Genomic DNA, 20,896 nt, shown 5'->3' on the forward strand with positions numbered 1-20,896 from the left:
CAAATTCCTGCGTCATTACAACATGTTGAGATGCTTTTTTATTGTCGTTCTTTGCTTCGCATGACTGGCAGTATACGCCTTAAATCCGCTTTTTTGCTGTGATTTCACACCATGATTTTAATTTGATAGCGCTATCACAATTCTGAGTAATAGTCGCTGGTAGCGCTATCTTTGTGATAACGATCGCAGCTAATATCGAATGGCTTGAATAAAGTTTGTTCATAATTTCATACACCGTGGGGGCGAATAACATGCTGGGAACCTGGTTATCTGACGCAACCATCACGCTACAGGAGAGCGTGGAAACGTGGCCGCAGGCGCTGGAAATTTGCGGCAAACCCCTGCTGGACGCAGGTGTTATCGCACCGGAATACCTTACGGCGATTGTTCAGCAGCACCAAAAGCTTGGACCGTATTATGTATTAGCGCCAGGGTTAGCGATGCCGCATGCGAGGCCGGAAGAGGGGGCGAAAGGGTTAGGTTTATCGTTACTGAAACTACAGCGCGGCGTTTCATTTGGCGCAGACGAATTTGATCCGGTTGACATCATTATTATGCTGGCGGCGCCTGATAAGCACAGTCATATCGAAATGATATCGGCGCTGGCGGAATTATTTTCCAGTGATGTAGATATGGAAAAATTACATCAGGCAAAAAACCTGGAGGACATTAAAACGATTATTGACCGTTTCTGATTTTATTCCATTTTCTTGCGGTAAATAACATTACGCCCGTGCGTGATGCAGACCAACTCTACTTTTAAAAGGTGACAATAATGAAAATCATGGCAATTTGCGGTTCCGGCCTGGGTAGTAGTTTTATGGTAGAAATGAACATTAAAAAAGTATTAAAGAAACTCAATATTGACGCCGAGGTGGAACACTCCGATCTCTCATCGGCCACACCCGGGGCCGCCGATCTTTTTGTAATGGCCAAAGATATCGCGGCCAGCGCCAGCGTACCGGAAAGCCAACTGGTGGTGATCAATAACATCATCGACATCAACGAACTGGAAACGCAGCTGCGCGCATGGTTCGCTAAACAATAATTATTGCTGGCGAGGTGGATATGTTTATCCTTGAAACGCTGAATTTTGTTGTTGATATTTTAAAAGTGCCCTCGGTGCTTGTAGGGTTAATTGCGCTGATTGGTCTGGTGGCGCAGAAAAAAGCGTTTTCCGATGTGGTAAAAGGCACGATTAAAACCATTTTAGGTTTTATTGTGCTTGGCGGCGGCGCAACCGTACTGGTGGGTTCATTAAATCCGCTAGGGGGTATGTTTGAACACGCTTTTAATATTCAGGGCATTATTCCTAATAATGAAGCGATAGTCTCAATCGCGCTGGAAAAATATGGCGCGTCCACGGCGTTAATTATGGCATTTGGTATGGTGGCCAATATTGTCGTGGCGCGCTTTACGCGTCTTAAATATATCTTTTTGACCGGGCATCACACCTTTTACATGGCCTGTATGATTGGCGTAATCCTGACCGTGGCGGGGTTTGAGGGCGTAGGGCTGGTCTTCACCGGATCGCTAATCCTGGGGCTGGTGATGGCCTTCTTCCCGGCGTTGGCCCAACGTTATATGAGGCGGATTACCGGTACCGATGACATTGCGTTTGGTCACTTCGGTACCCTGGGATATGTGCTTTCCGGCTGGATTGGCAGCCTGTGTGGTAAAGGCTCCCGCTCCACGGAAGAGATGAACCTGCCGAAAAACCTCAGTTTTTTACGCGACAGTTCTATCTCGATTTCGCTGACCATGATGATTATCTATCTGATCATGGCAGTCAGCGCTGGGCGTGAGTATGTCGAAGCGACGTTTAGCGGCGGGCAAAACTATCTGGTGTACGCCATCATCATGGCAATCACCTTCGCCGCCGGCGTGTTCATCATTCTGCAAGGCGTCCGTCTGATTCTGGCTGAAATTGTTCCGGCCTTTACCGGCTTTTCAGAAAAACTGGTGCCAAACGCGCGTCCGGCGCTGGACTGCCCGGTGGTGTATCCCTATGCCCCTAACGCAGTACTGATTGGCTTCCTGTTCAGTTTTCTCGGCGGGCTGGTGGGGCTGTTCCTGCTTGGACAGATGAAGCTTGTGTTAATCCTGCCAGGCGTTGTGCCGCACTTCTTTACCGGCGCGACCGCAGGCGTCTTTGGCAATGCCACCGGCGGTCGCCGCGGGGCGATGATCGGCGCATTTGCTAATGGTCTATTAATCACTTTCCTGCCAGTGCTGTTACTGCCGGTTCTCGGCGCGATCGGCTTCGCCAATACCACGTTCTCGGATGCTGACTTTGGCGTAATCGGTATTTTGCTGGGTAACCTGGCGCGTTATCTGTCGCCGATGGCTATCACGGGGCTGGTGGTGGCGCTATTCGCGCTACTGGTGGCGTACAACGTGTTGGCCAAAAACAAAAAAGCGACTGCCGAAGTGCAGGAAAATAGCGGAGCGAAAGAATGAACGTAACCGAAATCACCCAACTGGCGCGCGACATTCGCGTCGCCACGCTCAAATCCTTAAACCATCTTGGCTTTGGTCACTATGGCGGCAGCATGTCGGTAGTGGAAACTCTGGCGGTTCTGTACGGCGCGGTGATGAAAATCGACCCTGCCGACCCGGACTGGCCGGAGCGCGATTACTTCGTGCTGTCGAAAGGCCATGCGGGCCCCGCGTTGTACAGTACCCTGGCGATTAAAGGCTATTTCCCGCGCGAAGAGCTGAATACGCTTAACCAGAACGGCACCCGTCTGCCCAGCCATCCGGATCGGCTAAAAACGCGTGGCGTGGACGCCACGACCGGCTCACTGGGACAGGGCATCTCTATTGCGGGCGGTATGGCGTTGTCGCATAAACTGGCGCGGCGACCCAACCGGGTATTTTGTATTGTCGGCGATGGCGAGCTCAATGAAGGGCAGTGCTGGGAGGCGTTTCAGTTTATTGCCCACCACCGCCTGAATAATCTGACCGTTTTCATTGACTGGAACAAACAGCAGCTTGACGGCGAGCTGGAGGAGATTATCAATCCGTTCGATCTGGAAGGGAAATTCCGCGCGTTTGGTTTCGATGTCGTCACCGTCAAAGGCGATGATATCTCCGGACTACTGGCGGTGGTTCAGCCTGTGCTGCCCGCCGATGCCCGGCCACGGGTAGTGATCCTTGACAGCATTAAAGGGCAGGGGGTGCCATGCCTGGAGCAGTTAACGAATTCTCACCACTTACGCCTGACGGATGGCATGAAGCAGACGCTCAATGAGGCCATTCATCAACTGGAGGTCATGCATGATTAAGCTTGCGCCCGCAGGGCTTAAAGACGATATCGAAATGCGCAAAGTTTACGCCGGTTTTGTCGCCGGGCAGATTGAGGCCGGAAGCCCAATTATTGCGCTTGAGGCTGATTTAATGAGCTCAATGGCGATGGACAGTGTGGCGCGTGACTACCCGCAGCATGTCATTAACTGCGGTATTATGGAGGCGAATGTGATTGGCACTGCGGCGGGGCTGGCGCTGACCGGTCGTAAACCGTTTGTGCATACCTTTACCGCTTTTGCCAGCCGTCGCTGTTTTGATCAGCTCTTCATGGCGCTGGATTATCAGCGTAACAACGTCAAAGTGATCGCTTCCGATGCCGGAGTGACGGCGTGCCATAATGGCGGCACCCATATGTCTTTTGAAGATATGGGGATTGTTCGCGGGCTGGCGCACTCCGTAGTACTGGAGGTGACGGATGCGGTGATGTTCGCGGATATTTTACGCCAGCTAATGGACCTGGACGGTTTTTACTGGCTGCGTACCATCCGTAAGCAGGCGACGAGTATCTATGCGCCAGGCTCTACCTTTACCATTGGCAAGGGCAACGTACTGCGCGAGGGCGATGATATTACGCTTATCGCCAACGGCATTATGGTGGCGGAGGCGCTGGAGGCGGCGCGCCAACTGGAGCAGGAAGGTGTGAGCGCCGCGGTCATTGATATGTTCACCTTAAAGCCTATCGATCGCATGTTGGTGAAAAACTACGCGGAAAAAACGCGGCGTATCGTCACGTGTGAAAACCACAGCATCCATAATGGACTGGGGTCAGCGGTGGCGGAAGTGCTGGTGGAAAACTGTCCGGTGCCGATGCGCCGTGTTGGCGTCAAAGAGCGTTATGGGCAGGTAGGAACGCAGGATTTCTTACAAAAAGAGTACGGACTCACCGCCGCAGCGATTGTAGAAGCCGCGAAATCACTGCTTTAATCATGGAGATATTGCCGGATGGCGCTGATGCTCATCCGGCATTTTGAATCAATGATATCCCATCATCTGCGCGCCAATGACGACCACGCTGGACATAATAAACAGCAGTCCCAGCAGCGACGCCCCCACTTTCAGCCAGTTGCGAAAATCGACCCGGCACACGCCCAGCGTGGCCATCAGCGAGGCCGATGTCGGATAGATAATATGGCTGAAGCCATCGCCAAACTGGAAGGCCAGAACAGTCACCTGACGGTTAACGCCGACCAGATCGCCGAGCGGCGCCAGTAATGGCATGGTTAACGCCGCCTGGCCCGAACCGGACGTGACAAAGAAATTAAATACCGCCTGGAAGAGCAGCATAAACCAGGCGGCGATAGCATTATTAAGCCCGCTGATGCCATGCGCGATACTGTTAAGCAACGTATTGAGCACGCTGGGTTCCCCGGCTTCGCCGTTGCCGACCAGCAGCAGAATGCCTTTGGCAAAACCCACCAGCAAGGCGGGCGCGATCATCATCCTCGCCCCTTCGGTGAATGAGGACGCCATCACGTTGACCGTCATACCGTTGAGGCGGAAGATAACGCCGATGAGGCCGATCACCACGCCCATGGTGAAAAACTGGCTGGCGATCTCCGGAATAAACCAGGCGTGGACAATCACGCCCCAGACGACCCAAATCATTACGCCGGTCAGGACCAGCAGTACCAGCCAGTCGCCGAAGGTGAAAGGGCGCTGGACGACTTCATCCTGCTGTTCGCGGAAATAGCGATCGGATTCGTGGACGCGGGAAAGCAGCGGATTCTTTTTCACGCGTGAGGCGTAGACCAGCGTAAAAACCAGCCCAATCAGCGTGGCGACAATCCAGACCACAATACGCAGCCCGGAGCCGGAAAGTACCGGCACGCCGGCAATCCCCTGGGCGACGACTACGCAAAACGGGTTCATCCACGAACTGGCAAAGCCAATTTGGGTGGCGATATAGGTCACCAGGACGGTGGTAATGCTGTCATAGCCCAGCCTGACCATCAGCGGGGCTATGATAATTGCAAAGGCGACCGCCTCTTCGCCCATGCCAAATACGGCGCCCCCTAACGAAAAGAGGACAAATAGCACCGGAATAAACAGGACTTCGTTGCCCCGCGTGTGGCGAATAAGCGCCAGAATGCCGTTATCCACGGTGCCGGTACGCATCACGATGCCGAATGCGCCGCCAATCACCAACATAAACATAATGATGCCGACGGCAGTGCCGAATTTCGATCCGGATGTTAACCCTTCAAACGGAAAATTCATCAGCCCTGGTCTTTCATCGCCGGTAGTGAAAAATTGTACGCGATGATACTGCGCTTCCCCGGCCTCGTTGGTCACAATGCGAAAAGAGTGCGGGTCGACGACTTTGCGGGTTTTTGTCTGACCATCGACCTGATACTGCACTTCCTGGCTATCAAACATCCCAACGGGGACGACCCAGGTGGCGATACTGGTTAAAATGGCGACAAAAAAGATGATGACCAGCGTATCGGGCATTGCCCATTTTCTGGCTGTTTTTGATTCTGTAACGACAGACATGACAGACTATCCCTGTTGCAAAGCAAAGAGGCTAAGTATGAGAAGAAGGGAATAGTTATTCATTGATGCAGCGCAGTTAAGCAAAAAATTCCGCTTTGCAGGGTAAATAGCAGAATGCCGGATGGCGATGCTAACGCGTCTTGTCCGGCCTACAACGGTATCTCACCTGTAGGCCGGACAAGGCGTTCACGCCGCCATCCGGCATTAGCTTTTACTGTTACTGCTGCTGTTGAGAAGCCTGGATTGCCGTCAGGGCGATGGTATAGACGATATCGTCAACCAGCGCGCCACGGGACAGGTCGTTCACCGGCTTGCGCATACCCTGCAGCATCGGCCCGATGGAGATCAGGTCGGCAGAACGCTGTACCGCTTTGTAGGTGGTGTTACCGGTGTTCAGATCCGGGAAAATGAACACGGTAGCGCGACCCGCAACCGGTGAGTTCGGCGCTTTGGATTTCGCTACGTCAGCCATGACCGCGGCGTCGTACTGCAACGGACCGTCGATCATCAGGTCAGGACGTTTTTCCTGCGCCAGACGCGTCGCTTCACGTACTTTCTCTACGTCGCTGCCCGCGCCAGAGGTGCCGGTGGAGTAGGAGAGCATTGCCACACGCGGTTCGATGCCGAAGGCAATGGCGGAATCCGCAGACTGAATCGCGATTTCTGCCAGCTGCTCTGCAGTCGGGTCTGGGTTGATTGCGCAGTCGCCGTAAACGTAAACCTGTTCCGGCAGTAGCATAAAGAACACAGAAGAGACCAGGGAGCTACCCGGCGCCGTTTTAATAAGCTGCAGCGGCGGACGGATGGTGTTGGCGGTGGTATGAACCGCGCCGGAAACCAGGCCGTCGACTTCGTCTTGCTCCAGCATCAGCGTGCCGAGCACCACGTTGTCTTCCAGCTGCTCGCGGGCAACCGGTTCGGTCATGCCTTTGCTCTTACGCAGCTCAACCAGGCGAGCGACATAGCTTTCACGCACCACTTCCGGATCGACGATTTCAATACCTGCGCCCAGCTCAACGCCCTGAGATGCCGCGACGCGGTTGATTTCATCCGGGTTGCCCAGCAGAACGCAAGTGGCGATGCCGCGTTCAGCGCAGATTGCCGCCGCTTTGACGGTACGCGGTTCGTCGCCTTCCGGCAGCACTACGCGTTTACCGGCTTTACGCGCCAGCTCGGTCAGTTGGTAGCGGAACGCCGGCGGAGAGAGACGACGGCTACGCTCGGAAGTGGCGGTCAGCGACTCGATCCACTCAGCGTTAACGTAGTTCGCGACGTATTCCTGAACTTTCTCGATGCGCTCATGGTCATCAACCGGGACTTCCAGATTGAAGCTTTGCAGGCTCAGCGAAGTCTGCCAGGTGTTGGTGTTCACCATAAAGACCGGCAGACCGGTGGCGAATGCGCGTTCGCACAGTTTAGAAATGCGCGCGTCCATTTCATAGCCGCCGGTCAGCAGCAGGGCGCCGATTTCTACGCCGTTCATCGCGGCCAGGCAAGCTGCGACCAGTACGTCCGGACGGTCAGCGGAGGTCACTAACAACGAGCCTGCGCGGAAATGTTCCAGCATATGCGGAATACTACGCGCGCAGAACGTAACGGATTTAACGCGGCGGGTTTTGATATCGCCTTCGTTAATGATGGTGGCGTTCAGGTGACGCGCCATATCGATAGCGCGGGTCGCAATCAGATCGAAGCTCCACGGCACCGCGCCCAGAACCGGCAGCGGGCTGGATTCCTGCAGTTTAGCAGGATCGATTTTGATCACCTGCGCTTTGGAAGAGTCGTCAAAAATCTCCGACAGATCCGGGCGAGTACGACCTTGTTCATCAACCGGCGCATTCAGTTTGTTGATGATAACGCCGGTGATGTTGGTGTTTTTCGCGCCGCCGAAGCTGCTGCGCGTCAGTTCGATACGCTCGTTCAGCTGTTCTGGCGTGTCGGTACCCTGAGACATGACAAAAACGATTTCCGCATTCAGCGTTTTCGCGATTTCATAGTTCAGAGACTGAGCGAACTGATGTTTACGGGTCGGAACCAGACCTTCAACCAGCACCACTTCCGCGTCTTTGGTATTCGCATGGTAGTTCGCGATGATCTCTTCCATCAGCACGTCTTTCTGGTTGCTGGAGAGCAGAGATTCAACGTGGCTCATCTTCAGCGGTTCAGCCGCCGGCAGGGTAGAGTTCGCGCGAACGATAGTGGTGGTCTGGTCAGGCGCATCGCCGCCAGCGCGAGGCTGGGCGATAGGCTTAAAGACGCTCAGACGAACGCCTTTGCGTTCCATAGCACGGATGACGCCGAGGCTGACGCTGGTCAGGCCGACGCTGGTTCCGGTAGGGATCAGCATAATAATACGGGACACGGTTTATCCTCTTTCGTTACCGTCTTTTGGGGACGGGTTACAAAACAGCACCGCCAGCGAGGCTGGCGGTGTGAAATCAGGCAGTCAGACGGCTCGCGTCTTGCGCGATAACCAGTTCTTCGTTGGTTGGGATCACCACCGCCGGACGGGTACCTTCTTTGTTGATGAAACCAGATTTGCCGAAGCGGGCCGCCAGGTTACGTTCGTGGTCGACTTCAAAGCCCAGCACGCCCAGTTTACCCAGAGACAGTTCGCGAACCATCGCGGCGTTTTCACCGATACCGCCGGTGAACACGACTGCATCCAGACGACCGTCCATCAGAGCGGTGTAAGAACCGATGTATTTCGCCAGGCGGTGGCAGTAAACGTCCATCGCACGTTTTGCGTCTTCTTTGGTGGCGTAGTTGTCTTCAACATAACGGCAGTCGCTGGTCACTTCAGTCAGACCCAGCAGACCGGACTCTTTGGTCAGCATTTTGTTGATCTGGTCCACGCTCATGCCCAGAGTGTCGTGCAGGTGGAAGATAATCGCAGGGTCGATATCGCCGGAACGGGTACCCATGACCAGGCCTTCCAGCGGGGTCAGACCCATAGAGGTATCCACGCATTTACCGTTACGGATAGCGGAAACAGAACCGCCGTTGCCCAGGTGGCAGGTGATAATGTTCAGTTCTTCTACCGGCTTGTTCAGCATTTTTGCCGCTTCCTGAGTTACATAGAAGTGGCTGGTGCCGTGTGCGCCATAGCGACGAACGCCGTGTTCTTTATACAGGCTGTACGGCAGGGCATACAGGTAAGATTCTTCCGGCATGGTCTGATGGAAGGCGGTGTCGAATACTGCAACGTTTTTATCTTTCAGCTGCGGGAAAGATTTCAGCGCTTCGGCGATACCAATCAGGTGAGCCGGGTTATGCAGCGGTGCGAAAGAGGCGGAATCTTTGATGCCCTGAATGACGGACTCATCAATGACTACGGAGCTGGTATACTTCTCGCCGCCGTGTACGATACGGTGACCAATTGCAGTTAACTGCGCAGACAGTTCTGGTTTTTGTGCCAGAATAGTGTTAACGATAAAGTTCAGCGCTTCACTGTGAGCGGCGCCTGCACCTAAAGCCGCTTCTTGTTTACTGCCGTCCATTTTCCATTTGATGCGTGCTTCTGGCAGATGGAAACATTCGGCTAAACCAGAAAGGTATTCATCACCATTAACTGCATCAATAATTGCAAATTTCAGTGAAGAACTACCGCAGTTCAGAACCAGTACTAACTTACTCGACATGGAAGTACCTATTTATGATACGTGGCTAAAAAAACGTCAGTGAGCCATAGAGCGTAGCGCATGATAGCCCTGACATTTATGATTAACATCATGCGCAGGAGTTTTTTTGGGCATGATGGAAGAAATACCTTTGAGTCTATGCCATTTTGCGTATTTTTCAGCCAATGGCATACTATGTGTAATATTGACGACTCAATGATTTTAAACTACCGGCCTTTGACAGGCCGACACAGGATACCTGATAGTGGGTATCGAAGACAAAATGTTTTGAACGTTGTCCCTCGCAGTTGTTGTTTTGCACAAATTTTTTAAATTTTATATGTGAAGTTGAGGTAGGCCATGTCGACACCGGATAATCGCTCCGTAAATTTTTTTAGCTTATTTCGCCGGGGGCAGCACTACGCGAAGACGTGGCCGATGGAAAAGCGGCTGGCGCCCGTTTTCGTCGAAAACCGCGTCATTCGTATGACGCGCTATGCCATACGATTTATGCCGCCTGTCGCCGTCTTTACATTATGCTGGCAGATAGCGCTGGGCGGTCAGTTAGGCCCGGCCGTGGCGACCGCTCTGTTCGCCCTGAGCTTGCCCATGCAGGGATTATGGTGGTTAGGGAAACGTTCCGTGACGCCATTGCCGCCTTCAATCCTCAACTGGTTTTACGAAGTTCGCGGTAAATTGCAGGAGGCTGGACAAGCGCTGGCGCCGGTAGAAGGAAAGCCGGATTACCAGGCATTAGCTGACACGCTTAAGCGCGCCTTCAAACAACTGGATAAAACTTTCCTGGATGATTTGTAATTGACCCCGGATTACGCATATAAAAGAAGGCATACCAATGCCTTCTTTTTTTCATCGCTATAGCGTGATACAGGAGTTCAAAATGGAAATGACCAACGCGCAACGTCTGATTTTGTCTAACCAGTACAAAATGATGACGATGCTCGATCCCACCAACGCCGAGCGTTACCGTCGCTTACAAACAATTATTGAACGCGGCTACGGCCTGCAGATGCGCGAGCTGGATCGCGAGTTTGGCGAGCTGACGGAAGAGACCTGCCGTACCATCATCGATATTATGGAGATGTACCATGCGCTGCACGTCTCCTGGACCAACCTCAAAGATACGCAAGCCATCGACGAACGTCGCGTCACCTTCCTGGGGTTTGACGCCGCGACGGAAGCGCGCTACCTCGGCTATGTCCGTTTTATGGTGAATATAGAAGGACGCTACACTCACTTTGACGCCGGGACACACGGCTTTAATGCCCAGACGCCGATGTGGGAAAAATACCAGCGGATGTTGAATGTCTGGCATGCCTGCCCGCGTCAGTACCACCTGAGCGCGAATGAAATCAATCAAATCATTAATGCCTGAGGAGGCTCGCGTGCAGTGTAAAGGTTTTCTGTTTGATCTGGATGGAACGTTGGTTGACTCATTACCTGCCGTCGAACGCGCGTGGTGTAGCTGGGCCGATCGTTTTAACCTTGCTCATGATGAGGTGCTGGGCTTTATTCATGGCAAACAGGCGATCACCTCGTTGCGGCATTTTATGGCGGGTAAATCGGAGGCGGAAATTGCCGCTGAGTTTACGCGCCTGGAGCAAATAGAAGCCACTGAAACCGCAGGGATCACCGCGTTGCCGGGGGCAGTCGATTTACTCAATCACCTGAATAAAGCGGGCATTCCGTGGGCTATCGTCACCTCCGGTTCAATGCCGGTCGCGCGTGCGCGCCATCAGGTCGCGGGCCTTCCAGCGCCAGAGGTGTTTGTCACCGCCGAACGAGTCAAACGCGGCAAACCGGAGCCGGATGCGTATTTGCTGGGCGCACAACTGCTTGGCCTGGCCCCTCAGGAGTGCGTCGTAGTAGAAGATGCCCCGGCTGGCGTGCTGTCCGGACTGGCTGCGGGCTGCCACGTCATTGCGGTCAATGCGCCGGCCGACACGCCGCGTCTGGCGGATGTTGATTTTGCGTTGGATAGCCTGACGCAATTATCGGTCGCTAAACAACCAAACGGCGATGTGGTGGTGTTAAGAAAGACCTGATCATGATATCGCCCCGCTTTGGCGGGGCATATTTATGGCAGAATCGCGTTATCTTCTCATCTGACAAGGATATGTTGTGAACGGTGAATTGATTTGGGTTCTCTCTTTACTGGCGATTGCCGTCGTGTTGTTTGCGACGGGCAAAGTACGTATGGATGCGGTGGCTTTATTCGTCATTGTTGCTTTTGTCCTTAGCGGTACCTTGACCCTTCCGGAAGCCTTCTCCGGCTTTAGCGATCCGAATGTCATTCTTATCGCCGCTTTATTTATTATTGGCGACGGCCTCGTGCGCACCGGCGTTGCGACGGTGGTCGGTACCTGGCTGGTTAAAATGGCGGGCAGCAGTGAAATCAAAATGCTGGTTTTACTGATGATCACCGTCGCCGGACTTGGCGCTTTCATGAGTTCAACCGGCGTGGTGGCGATTTTTATCCCCGTTGTTCTTAGCGTTTCTATGCATATGCAAACCTCGCCTTCGCGCCTGATGATGCCGCTGAGTTTTGCCGGGCTTATCAGCGGAATGATGACGCTGGTGGCGACGCCGCCGAACCTGGTGGTTAACAGTGAACTGCTGCGTGAAGGCCTGCACGGGTTCAACTTTTTTAGCGTGACGCCGCTGGGGATAGTGGTGTTGGCGCTCGGCATTGTTTATATGCTGGTGATGCGCTTCATGCTAAAAGGCGATGCGCCCGGACAACAGGCCGGTAAGCGGCGCACTTTCCGCGATCTTATCCGCGAGTACCGTCTGACGGGGCGCGCTCGCCGTCTGGCGATTCGCCCCGGTTCGCCAATGGTGGGACAGCGGCTGGACGACCTTAAACTGCGCGAACGTTACGGCGCCAATGTCATCGGCGTTGAACGCTGGCGGCGCTTTCGGCGGGTTATCGTCAATGTGAACGGCGTATCGGAGTTTCGCGCTCGCGACGTTCTGCTGATTGATATGTCGGCGGCGGAGGTTGACCTCAGAGAGTTCTGCGCCGAGCAACTGCTGGAACCGATGGTATTGCGTGGAGAATATTTTTCCGATCAGGCGTTGGATGTTGGCATGGCGGAAATTTCGCTTATTCCGGAGTCTGAACTGATAGGCAAGTCGGTGCGTGAAATCGCCTTCCGTACACGTTACGGGCTGAATGTGGTCGGCCTGAAACGCGACGGCGTCGCGCTGGAAGGATCGCTGGCCGATGAACCGTTATTGATGGGCGATATCATTCTGGTTGTGGGGAACTGGAAGTTAATCAGCCTGCTGGGGCAAAAAGGCCGCGACTTTGTGGTGCTGAATATGCCGGTCGAGGTCAGCGAAGCCTCTCCTGCGCACAGCCAGGCGCCGCACGCCATTTTCTGCCTGGTACTGATGGTGGCGCTGATGTTGACCGATGAAATTCCCAACCCGATCGCGGCGATTATCGCCTGCCTGCTGATGGGGAAATTTCGCTGTATTGATGCTGAAAGCGCGTATAAAGCGATCCACTGGCCGAGTATTATCTTGATTGTGGGTATGATGCCGTTTGCGCTGGCGTTGCAAAAAACCGGCGGCGTCTCTCTGGTCGTGCAAGGATTAATGGATATCGGCGGCGGCTATGGGCCGTATATGATGCTGGGATGCCTGTTCGTGCTGTGCGCCGTCATAGGACTGTTCATTTCTAACACGGCAACGGCGGTGCTGATGGCGCCGATTGCGCTGGCGGCGGCGAAATCGATGGGGGTGTCGCCCTATCCGTTTGCGATGGCGGTGGCGATGGCGGCATCCGCCGCCTTTATGACGCCGGTTTCATCGCCGGTCAATACTCTGGTTCTGGGGCCGGGAAACTATAGCTTTAGCGATTTTGTGAAGCTTGGCGTGCCGTTCACGCTTATTGTGATGGCGGTTTGTATTGTGATGATTCCGATGTTGTTTCCGTTTTAACCCAGGCTGGAAAAGGCCTGATGGCGCTACGCTTATCAGGCCTACGGGAAGAACGGTAGGCCGGATAAGGCGTTAGCCGCCATCCGGCAACTAAAGCGGTGAATCCTGGCTTATCTCGTCAAGAGAGAGATGGAAACTTGGTACGAATACCGCCATAAAATAGTCCATCTCCTGGCTGCGACGTAATTCCAGCGTTTTTTCCAGCCGCGTTTTTGCCAGTCCAAACTCATTGTTTCCCGCTGAGAGCTCCTCCAGGCATTTCAGGTAGGCGCAAAGCGCATCGGCCTGTTTTACGATTGCCTGTTCTTCTTCGCTCCAGGCATTCTCATCAATAAGCGGTGCGAAAATATCGCGTAATTCATCCGGCGCCATATCAACCAGCTTTTGCTGGGCGATTTTTTCGATCGCTTTATATTCCTGGGCTATCTGGGAATTAAAATATTTTACCGGCGTCGGCAGATCGCCGGTCAGTACTTCCGAGGCATCATGATACATCGCCAGAAGCGCGATGCGTTCAGCATTGAGCTGACCGCCAAATTTACGGTTTTTTATCGCCGCCAACGCATGGGCGACCATCGCCACCTGCAGACTATGTTCGGAGACGTTTTCCGTACGCACGTTACGCATCAGCGGCCAGCGGTTAATCAACTTCATGCGGGAGAGATGGGCGAAAAAATGGCTCTGCTTCATAGATTACCTTTTGTTTTCACTGCGGCAGACTTCATTGTGCGGGGAGGGGGATGAAGATGCAATTCAGGCTACCGAAGTAGCCTGAATTTAAGATTATTGATGGTAACCTGAGAGGAAACGCCCAAAGCGGTTGATGGCCATCTCCAGGTCATCTTCACGCGGTAGCGTCACAATGCGGAAGTGATCCGGCCACGGCCAGTTAAAGGCGGTACCTTGCACCAGCAGCACCTTTTCCTGTAGCAGGAAGTCCAGCACCATCTTCTGGTCGTCGTGAATATTAAAACGTTTAGCGTCGATCCTGGGGAACATGTACAACGCGCCGCGCGGTTTTACGCAGGAAACGCCGGGAATATCGTTAATCAACTCCCAGGCGCGGTTACGCTGTTCATACAGTCGACCGCCCGGCAGAATAAATTCGCTAATGCTTTGATAGCCGCCGAGCGCGGTCTGAATAGCATGTTGCGCCGGGACGTTGGCGCACAGGCGCATTGAGGCTAACATCTCCAGCCCTTCAATATAGCCCTTCGCATGTTTTTTCGGCCCGTTCAGCACCATCCAGCCCTGGCGGAAGCCGGCGACGCGATAGGTTTTAGACAACCCATTAAAGGTGATGGTCAGCAGATCAGGTGCCAGTGCGGCGATAGAGTGATGCTCGGCATCGTCATAGAGAATCTTGTCATAAATTTCATCGGCGAAGATGATGAGATTATGCTCGCGCGCAATGTTGACAATTTCCATCAACAATTCTTTAGAATAGACGGCGCCAGTAGGGTTGTTTGGATTAATAATGACAATACCACGCGTACGTGGGGTGATTTTGGCGCGGATATCGTCAAGGTCCGGGAACCAGTCGGAAGATTCATCGCAAAGATAATGTACCGCCTTGCCGCTGGAGAGCGATACCGCCGCTGTCCATAACGGATAATCGGGCGCGGGAACCAGCATTTCATCGCCACTGTTAAGCAACGCCTGCATCGCCTGAACGATCAGCTCGGAAACGCCGTTACCGATATAGATATCTTCCACGGTTACATCGCGCATTCCACGGGCCTGATAATGCTGCATAATCGCTTTACGGGCAGAATAAAGCCCTTTCGAGTCGCAATATCCTTGCGCCGTCGGCAAATTACGAATGACATCGACCAGAATTTCGTCCGGCGCTTCGAATCCGAAGGGGGCGGGGTTGCCGATATTCAGTTTAAGAACTTTATTACCTTCTTCCTCAAGGCGTTTCGCTTCTTTCAGAACGGGGCCACGAATGTCATAACAGACATTTTCGAGTTTGCTGGATTTTTCAATGGGGGACATGAATCTTGACCTTTTAGCTGTTATTGCCACTCCCTGCCGTGGAAGTCAGCACGAAACAATGTACTCCCACGACGGTGAGTTTTGAAGAGTGAACAGAAGAAGATTTTGTTTATTTTTAACGCGCTTTCGTGCTGTTTAAAACTTCATAAAATCATTTGGTTAGATGTATTTTCTATTTTTGTTTGTATGTATAGTGTTTTATTCTATGTGATTGCGCGTAATGTGGTTTTTTATGTTGTCAGAAATTATCTGTTTTATGAGAGATAAGCATTCATCATTAGTGTCGCGCTGGCTATTTCGGAAATACTGAGTATTAAAGGTAAAATGAGAAGGTTAGACCTTTCCGGCGGCGGGGGGTGTGAAACTATTGTTAAGTATAATTAATGAATGGTAGAAATCTTAATTAATTATTATTTAATATTTAAAAAGCATTTACTAAAGTCGTAATAATATCTTTCTGGTCCGATTAGTATAACATATCCAAGGTTAAGATTATTCGTAATAATACTTATAAATATAGCGGTTTTAGGTTAAGATAATGATCCGAAACGGGGGCGTAGTCTGCGTTGTCTGCTAATTTTCATGACGCGATTTTATACATAACCTATTGTTCAATATATTGTTTTTGTATCTGTGCGTCTCGGTAAACTATTTGACGCTTGTTACAAGATTTACACGTCCATCATTAGCAGAAATCTGTAGACGCCTAAAGGTATGACACATTCTCTTTGATATATCCCGATCAGTTGCATTTGGTATTATATCAGTAAGTAAGAGAAGTGTTTTGGTCGTATTTTCAATTACATTCTAACATTTACCTGGGTAACCAGGCGGTACTGCGAAGGATGCACATTACAAATGGAATTGCTTGTTTCTGAATGCACAGCATTAACCAGGTCAGCCCGATATGACCCGCCAGTAAGTGAAAAATTATGATAAATGCAAATCGTCCGATAATTAACCTCGATCTCGATCTGCTGAGAACGTTCGTGGCCGTTGCCGATCTGAACACCTTCGCCGCGGCGGCGGCGGCGGTATGTCGTACTCAGTCTGCGGTCAGTCAGCAAATGCAGCGTCTTGAGCAACTCGTGGGAAAGGAATTGTTCGCCCGCCATGGCCGTAACAAACTTTTGACCGAACACGGTATCCAGCTTCTGGGGTACGCCAGAAAAATCCTGCGTTTTAATGATGAGGCGTGTTCATCATTAATGTTCAGTAATCTTCAGGGAGTGTTAACAATCGGCGCTTCTGATGAATCAGCTGATACTATCCTGCCTTTTTTGCTTAGCCGAATCAGCTCGGTTTATCCGAAACTCGCGCTTGATGTACGGGTAAAACGCAACGCCTATATGGTGGACATGGTTAAATCGCAGGAAGTAGATTTGGTGGTGACGACTAACCAACCTCATTCGCTGGACTGTCTGAATTTGCGGACCTCGCCCACCCATTGGTATTGTGCGGCTGAGTATGTTTTGCAAAGGGGAGAGCCCGTACCATTAGTCCTGCTGGACGATCCCAGCCCATTCCGCGATATGGTGCTGGAGACGCTAAATGCAGCGGGTATTCCCTGGCGGCTGGCCTATGTGGCGTCTACATTACCGGCGGTACGCGCGGCCGTTAAAGCCGGTCTTGGCGTAACGGCTCGACCTGTCGAAATGATGAGTCCCGACCTTCGCGTGCTGGGCGCCGCAGACGGATTACCGCCTTTGCCGGATACGGAATATCTGTTGTGCCGCGATCCCAATAGCCAGAACGAGCTGGCGATGGTGATTTTCCATGCGATGGAAAGCTATCAAAACCCATGGCATTACAACCAGTTTTCTGCAGAGGGCGGAGATGATCCGCTGATGGTGGAAGGGGGTTTTGAGTAGCTCGCAGACAAAAGGCGCTAAGTCGTAAATGTAAAAAAGAGCCGCTGGCGATGAAAAAACGCTCAGTGGCTCTTTTTTTGTGCCCATCTGTACGCGCTTAACCGCACAAATTGTAAAAGTTGCGGTAAATCAGCCAGTAGCAATTCGCAGTTCAATGTGGGCAAAAAATAACCAGAACATCCATTTTATGAATTTGCATGTTAAAAAACTAGAGAAATTGTTGCTGTTTTAGGGGGTGAATTAACAAAAGCGTGTCACAGATCAAGAAAATACTCCCATTTAGGGGGAGGCATCTTCACAAATTCCTGTCAAAATAGGTGTGTGTTATTTCTTTTGCTTCACAACGGACACGATTCAACAACATAAAATCCCCCCTGGCCGAAGAGTCATTTTCTCCAGGATGGCACTTAATGTTAATGGTGATGAATTGATGTAAATTAATGTGAAGGAACTTTTGTTAAAGTTGACAAAAGGTTATAGAAAGGAGTAAAAAACCACATCAATTAGCTGTTTTTATCATTTTCTACAGTAATTGTAGGGTTTTTTTTATTCCTCCCCATGAATCGATGTGGCGCCCATCTGCCGTAAAGAGCAGAGAAACTGGCGCTACTTTTGATGAGTAAGCAATGAGTATGTCAACATCCACTGAAGTCATCGCTCATCACTGGGCATTCGCTATCTTTCTTATCGTTGCCATTGGCCTGTGCTGCCTGATGCTGGTAGGCGGTTGGTTTTTGGGCGGTCGCGCACGCGCGAGGCACAAGAACGTTCCGTTTGAATCAGGTATCGATTCGGTCGGCACCGCCCGCTTACGCCTGTCTGCCAAGTTTTACCTGGTAGCCATGTTCTTCGTTATCTTCGACGTTGAAGCGCTGTATCTGTTCGCATGGTCGACTTCTATCCGCGAAAGCGGCTGGGTTGGCTTTGTGGAAGCTGCAATTTTTATTTTTGTGTTACTGGCTGGTCTGGTTTATCTGGCGCGTATTGGCGCGTTGGACTGGACGCCCGCGCGTTCACGCCGCGAGCGTATGAACCCGGAAACGAACAGTATCGCTAATCGTCAACGCTAACCGCGAGGCATTAAGATGGATTATACGCTCACCCGCATAGATCCTAACGGTGAGAATGACCGTTACCCCCTGCAAAAACAGGAGATCGTAACCGACCCCCTGGAGCAGGAAGTTAACAAAAACGTGTTCATGGGCAAACTGCATGACATGGTTAACTGGGGCCGTAAAAACTCAATTTGGCCCTACAACTTCGGCCTTTCTTGCTGCTATGTAGAGATGGTGACCTCTTTTACCGCAGTGCATGACGTTGCCCGTTTCGGCGCGGAAGTGCTGCGTGCGTCGCCACGTCAGGCTGACCTGATGGTGGTGGCCGGTACCTGCTTTACCAAAATGGCCCCGGTTATTCAGCGTCTGTATGACCAAATGCTGGAGCCAAAATGGGTCATTTCTATGGGCGCCTGCGCCAACTCCGGCGGCATGTACGATATTTATTCGGTAGTGCAGGGCGTTGATAAGTTCATCCCGGTGGATGTGTATATCCCTGGCTGTCCGCCGCGTCCGGAAGCGTATATGCAGGCGTTGATGCTGCTGCAAGAATCGATTGGCAAAGAGCGCCGTCCGCTCTCATGGGTGGTGGGCGATCAGGGCGTGTATCGCGCCAATATGCAGCCAGAACGCGAACGTAAACGCGGCGAGCGTATTGCCGTCACGAACCTGCGTACCCCGGACGAGATTTAATTTGCGCCTGTCGGCAGCAGCACTTCACTTCGCTAACCACTATTTTAATAGCGCGAAGCACTGCCGACCACCACGGACCATTTGCAATGGTGAACAATATGACCGACTTAACCGCGCAAGACGCAGCATGGAGTACCCGCGATCATCTTGATGATCCGGTTATCGGCGAACTGCGCAACCGTTTTGGGCCGGATGCCTTTACCGTTCAGGCGACCCGCACCGGTATCCCCGTTGTTTGGGTCAAGCGTGAACAACTACTGGAGGTTGGCGATTTCTTAAAGAAACTGCCGAAACCTTACGTCATGCTGTTTGACTTACACGGCATGGATGAACGCCTGCGTACGCACCGTGACGGGTTACCCGCCGCGGATTTTTCCGTTTTCTACCACCTGATTTCCATTGAGCGTAATCGCGATATCATGCTCAAGGTGGCGTTGTCTGAAAACGACCTGCGCGTGCCGACCTTCACTAAACTTTTCCCTAACGCCAACTGGTACGAGCGTGAGACCTGGGAGATGTTTGGTATTGATATCGAAGGCCACCCGCACCTGACGCGCATCATGATGCCGCAAACCTGGGAAGGCCATCCGCTGCGTAAAGATTATCCGGCGCGCGCGACCGAATTCGACCCGTTTGAGCTGACCAAAGCCAAGCAGGATCTGGAGATGGAAGCGCTGACCTTTAAACCGGAAGACTGGGGGATGAAGCGCGGGACTGACAACGAGGACTTTATGTTCCTCAACCTCGGCCCGAACCACCCGTCTGCGCACGGTGCGTTCCGTATTATCCTGCAACTTGACGGCGAAGAAATCGTCGACTGCGTGCCGGATATCGGCTATCACCATCGCGGTGCCGAAAAAATGGGCGAGCGCCAGTCCTGGCATAGCTACATTCCCTATACCGACCGTATCGAATACCTCGGTGGTTGCGTCAATGAAATGCCGTACGTGCTGGCGGTAGAAAAGTTGGCAGGGATCACCGTCCCGGATCGTGTGAACGTCATCCGCGTGATGCTCTCCGAACTGTTCCGCATTAACAGTCATCTGCTGTACATCTCGACCTTTATTCAGGACGTCGGCGCGATGACGCCGGTCTTCTTTGCCTTTACCGACCGGCAGAAAATTTATGACCTGGTGGAAGCCATTACCGGTTTCCGTATGCACCCGGCCTGGTTCCGTATCGGCGGCGTCGCGCACGACTTGCCGCGCGGTTGGGATCGCCTGCTGCGAGAGTTCCTTGAGTGGATGCCGAAGCGTCTGGATTCTTACGAGAAAGCCGCGCTGCGTAACACCATTCTGAAAGGGCGTTCGCAGGGCGTTGCCGCTTACGGCGCGAAAGAGGCGCTGGAGTGGGGCACCACCGGCGCAGGGCTGCGCGCGACCGGGATCGACTTCGACGTGCGTAAATGGCGTCCATACTCTGGCTACGAAAACTTTGACTTTGAAGTGCCGGTGGGCGGCGGCGTTTCCGACTGCTATACCCGCGTGATGCTGAAAGTGGAAGAGCTGCGCCAGAGTCTGCGCATTCTTCAGCAGTGCCTCGATAACATGCCGGAAGGCCCGTTCAAAGCGGATCACCCGCTGACCACGCCGCCGCCGAAAGAGCGCACGCTGCAACATATCGAAACCCTGATCACCCACTTCCTGCAGGTCTCCTGGGGCCCGGTGATGCCGGCGCAGGAGTCCTTCCAGATGGTGGAAGCGACGAAGGGGATTAACAGTTACTACCTGACCAGCGACGGCAGCACTATGAGCTACCGTACCCGCGTGCGCACGCCGAGCTTTGCGCACCTGCAGCAGATTCCCTCGGCGATCCGCGGTAGCCTGGTCTCCGACCTGATTGTCTATCTGGGTAGTATCGATTTTGTTATGTCAGATGTGGACCGCTAATT

At 52.6% G+C, this 20,896-nt stretch carries 19 protein-coding genes; 14 read left to right on the forward strand and 5 right to left on the reverse strand.

What is annotated here, in order from left to right:
• The first annotated feature begins 251 nt into the window (after positions 1-251).
• From J4613_RS17395 to J4613_RS17415, 5 genes are all read left to right on the forward strand, one after another.
• On the forward strand, positions 252-695 hold the full coding sequence (locus J4613_RS17395; RefSeq protein WP_000901813.1) for a PTS sugar transporter subunit IIA: 444 nt from the start codon (positions 252-254) through the stop codon (positions 693-695).
• A gap of 80 nt (positions 696-775) precedes the next feature.
• Positions 776-1,048 (forward strand): PTS sugar transporter subunit IIB, encoded by a 273-nt coding sequence (locus tag J4613_RS17400; protein WP_000699818.1) that lies wholly within the window; start codon positions 776-778, stop codon positions 1,046-1,048.
• A gap of 20 nt (positions 1,049-1,068) precedes the next feature.
• Positions 1,069-2,460, forward strand: coding sequence for a PTS ascorbate transporter subunit IIC (locus J4613_RS17405; RefSeq protein WP_001522266.1), 1,392 nt, complete (start codon positions 1,069-1,071; stop codon positions 2,458-2,460).
• Positions 2,457-3,287 (forward strand): transketolase, encoded by an 831-nt coding sequence (locus J4613_RS17410; RefSeq protein ID WP_001103268.1) that lies wholly within the window; start codon positions 2,457-2,459, stop codon positions 3,285-3,287. Before J4613_RS17405 ends, J4613_RS17410 begins: the two co-directional genes overlap by 4 nt.
• A complete protein-coding gene (locus J4613_RS17415) occupies positions 3,280-4,233 on the forward strand; it encodes a transketolase family protein (protein ID WP_000593032.1) in 954 nt (317 codons plus the stop codon). The genes J4613_RS17410 and J4613_RS17415 overlap by 8 nt, the downstream gene beginning before the upstream one ends.
• 48 nt (positions 4,234-4,281) lie before the next feature.
• Here J4613_RS17415 and yfcC read toward each other — a convergent pair whose 3' ends face one another.
• The 3 genes from yfcC to ackA form a co-directional block, all read right to left on the reverse strand.
• Positions 4,282-5,802, reverse strand: coding sequence for a putative basic amino acid antiporter YfcC (gene yfcC, locus J4613_RS17420; RefSeq protein WP_000117932.1), 1,521 nt, complete (start codon positions 5,800-5,802; stop codon positions 4,282-4,284).
• A 217-nt stretch (positions 5,803-6,019) separates the two neighbouring features.
• Positions 6,020-8,164 carry a phosphate acetyltransferase gene (gene pta / locus J4613_RS17425; RefSeq protein ID WP_000086692.1) on the reverse strand — a complete coding sequence of 715 codons (2,145 nt, stop codon included), beginning with the start codon at positions 8,162-8,164 and terminating at the stop codon, positions 6,020-6,022.
• A gap of 76 nt (positions 8,165-8,240) precedes the next feature.
• Positions 8,241-9,443: an acetate kinase gene (gene ackA / locus J4613_RS17430; protein ID WP_000095689.1), complete on the reverse strand. Its 1,203-nt coding sequence runs from the start codon at positions 9,441-9,443 to the stop codon at positions 8,241-8,243.
• Between the two features lie 339 nt (positions 9,444-9,782).
• Between ackA and yfbV the strand changes: the two genes are divergently transcribed.
• From yfbV to J4613_RS17450, 4 genes are all read left to right on the forward strand, one after another.
• A complete protein-coding gene (gene yfbV / locus J4613_RS17435; RefSeq protein ID WP_000106617.1) occupies positions 9,783-10,238 on the forward strand; it encodes a terminus macrodomain insulation protein YfbV in 456 nt (151 codons plus the stop codon).
• Positions 10,239-10,320: 82 nt separating this feature from the next.
• The gene (locus J4613_RS17440) at positions 10,321-10,815 is read left to right on the forward strand and encodes a YfbU family protein (RefSeq protein ID WP_000426135.1); all 495 of its coding nucleotides are present in this window, start codon (positions 10,321-10,323) and stop codon (positions 10,813-10,815) included.
• Positions 10,808-11,485, forward strand: a complete 678-nt coding sequence (locus J4613_RS17445; RefSeq protein ID WP_001555201.1) for a sugar phosphatase — start codon at positions 10,808-10,810, stop codon at positions 11,483-11,485. Before J4613_RS17440 ends, J4613_RS17445 begins: the two co-directional genes overlap by 8 nt.
• 76 nt (positions 11,486-11,561) lie before the next feature.
• The gene (locus J4613_RS17450; RefSeq protein WP_001012856.1) at positions 11,562-13,388 is read left to right on the forward strand and encodes an SLC13 family permease; all 1,827 of its coding nucleotides are present in this window, start codon (positions 11,562-11,564) and stop codon (positions 13,386-13,388) included.
• A 90-nt stretch (positions 13,389-13,478) separates the two neighbouring features.
• Here J4613_RS17450 and yfbR read toward each other — a convergent pair whose 3' ends face one another.
• Together yfbR and alaA are read right to left on the reverse strand one after the other, a co-directional pair.
• Entirely contained in the window at positions 13,479-14,078 is a 600-nt protein-coding gene (gene yfbR / locus J4613_RS17455; RefSeq protein WP_000813882.1) for a 5'-deoxynucleotidase, read from the reverse strand.
• 93 nt (positions 14,079-14,171) lie between these two features.
• Positions 14,172-15,386, reverse strand: a complete 1,215-nt coding sequence (gene alaA / locus J4613_RS17460) for an alanine transaminase AlaA (RefSeq protein WP_000074540.1) — start codon at positions 15,384-15,386, stop codon at positions 14,172-14,174.
• 932 nt (positions 15,387-16,318) lie between these two features.
• Here alaA and lrhA point away from each other — a divergent pair.
• The 5 genes from lrhA to nuoC all read left to right on the forward strand — a co-directional run bounded on the left by lrhA (position 16,319) and on the right by nuoC (position 20,894).
• Positions 16,319-17,257 carry a transcriptional regulator LrhA gene (lrhA, locus tag J4613_RS17465; protein WP_000606288.1) on the forward strand — a complete coding sequence of 313 codons (939 nt, stop codon included), beginning with the start codon at positions 16,319-16,321 and terminating at the stop codon, positions 17,255-17,257.
• 79 nt (positions 17,258-17,336) lie between these two features.
• Positions 17,337-17,489, forward strand: a complete 153-nt coding sequence (locus J4613_RS17470; protein ID WP_001522276.1) for a hypothetical protein — start codon at positions 17,337-17,339, stop codon at positions 17,487-17,489.
• Between the two features lie 394 nt (positions 17,490-17,883).
• Positions 17,884-18,327: an NADH-quinone oxidoreductase subunit NuoA gene (gene nuoA / locus J4613_RS17475; RefSeq protein ID WP_000062993.1), complete on the forward strand. Its 444-nt coding sequence runs from the start codon at positions 17,884-17,886 to the stop codon at positions 18,325-18,327.
• 15 nt (positions 18,328-18,342) lie between these two features.
• Positions 18,343-19,005 (forward strand): NADH-quinone oxidoreductase subunit NuoB, encoded by a 663-nt coding sequence (nuoB, locus tag J4613_RS17480; RefSeq protein WP_000386728.1) that lies wholly within the window; start codon positions 18,343-18,345, stop codon positions 19,003-19,005.
• Between the two features lie 86 nt (positions 19,006-19,091).
• Positions 19,092-20,894: an NADH-quinone oxidoreductase subunit C/D gene (nuoC, locus tag J4613_RS17485; RefSeq protein ID WP_000247855.1), complete on the forward strand. Its 1,803-nt coding sequence runs from the start codon at positions 19,092-19,094 to the stop codon at positions 20,892-20,894.
• Positions 20,895-20,896 lie beyond the last annotated feature (2 nt).

Source organism: Salmonella sp. 32020114201800008SM (assembly GCF_017572025.1).
In the GTDB taxonomy this organism is placed as follows: domain Bacteria; phylum Pseudomonadota; class Gammaproteobacteria; order Enterobacterales; family Enterobacteriaceae; genus Salmonella; species Salmonella enterica.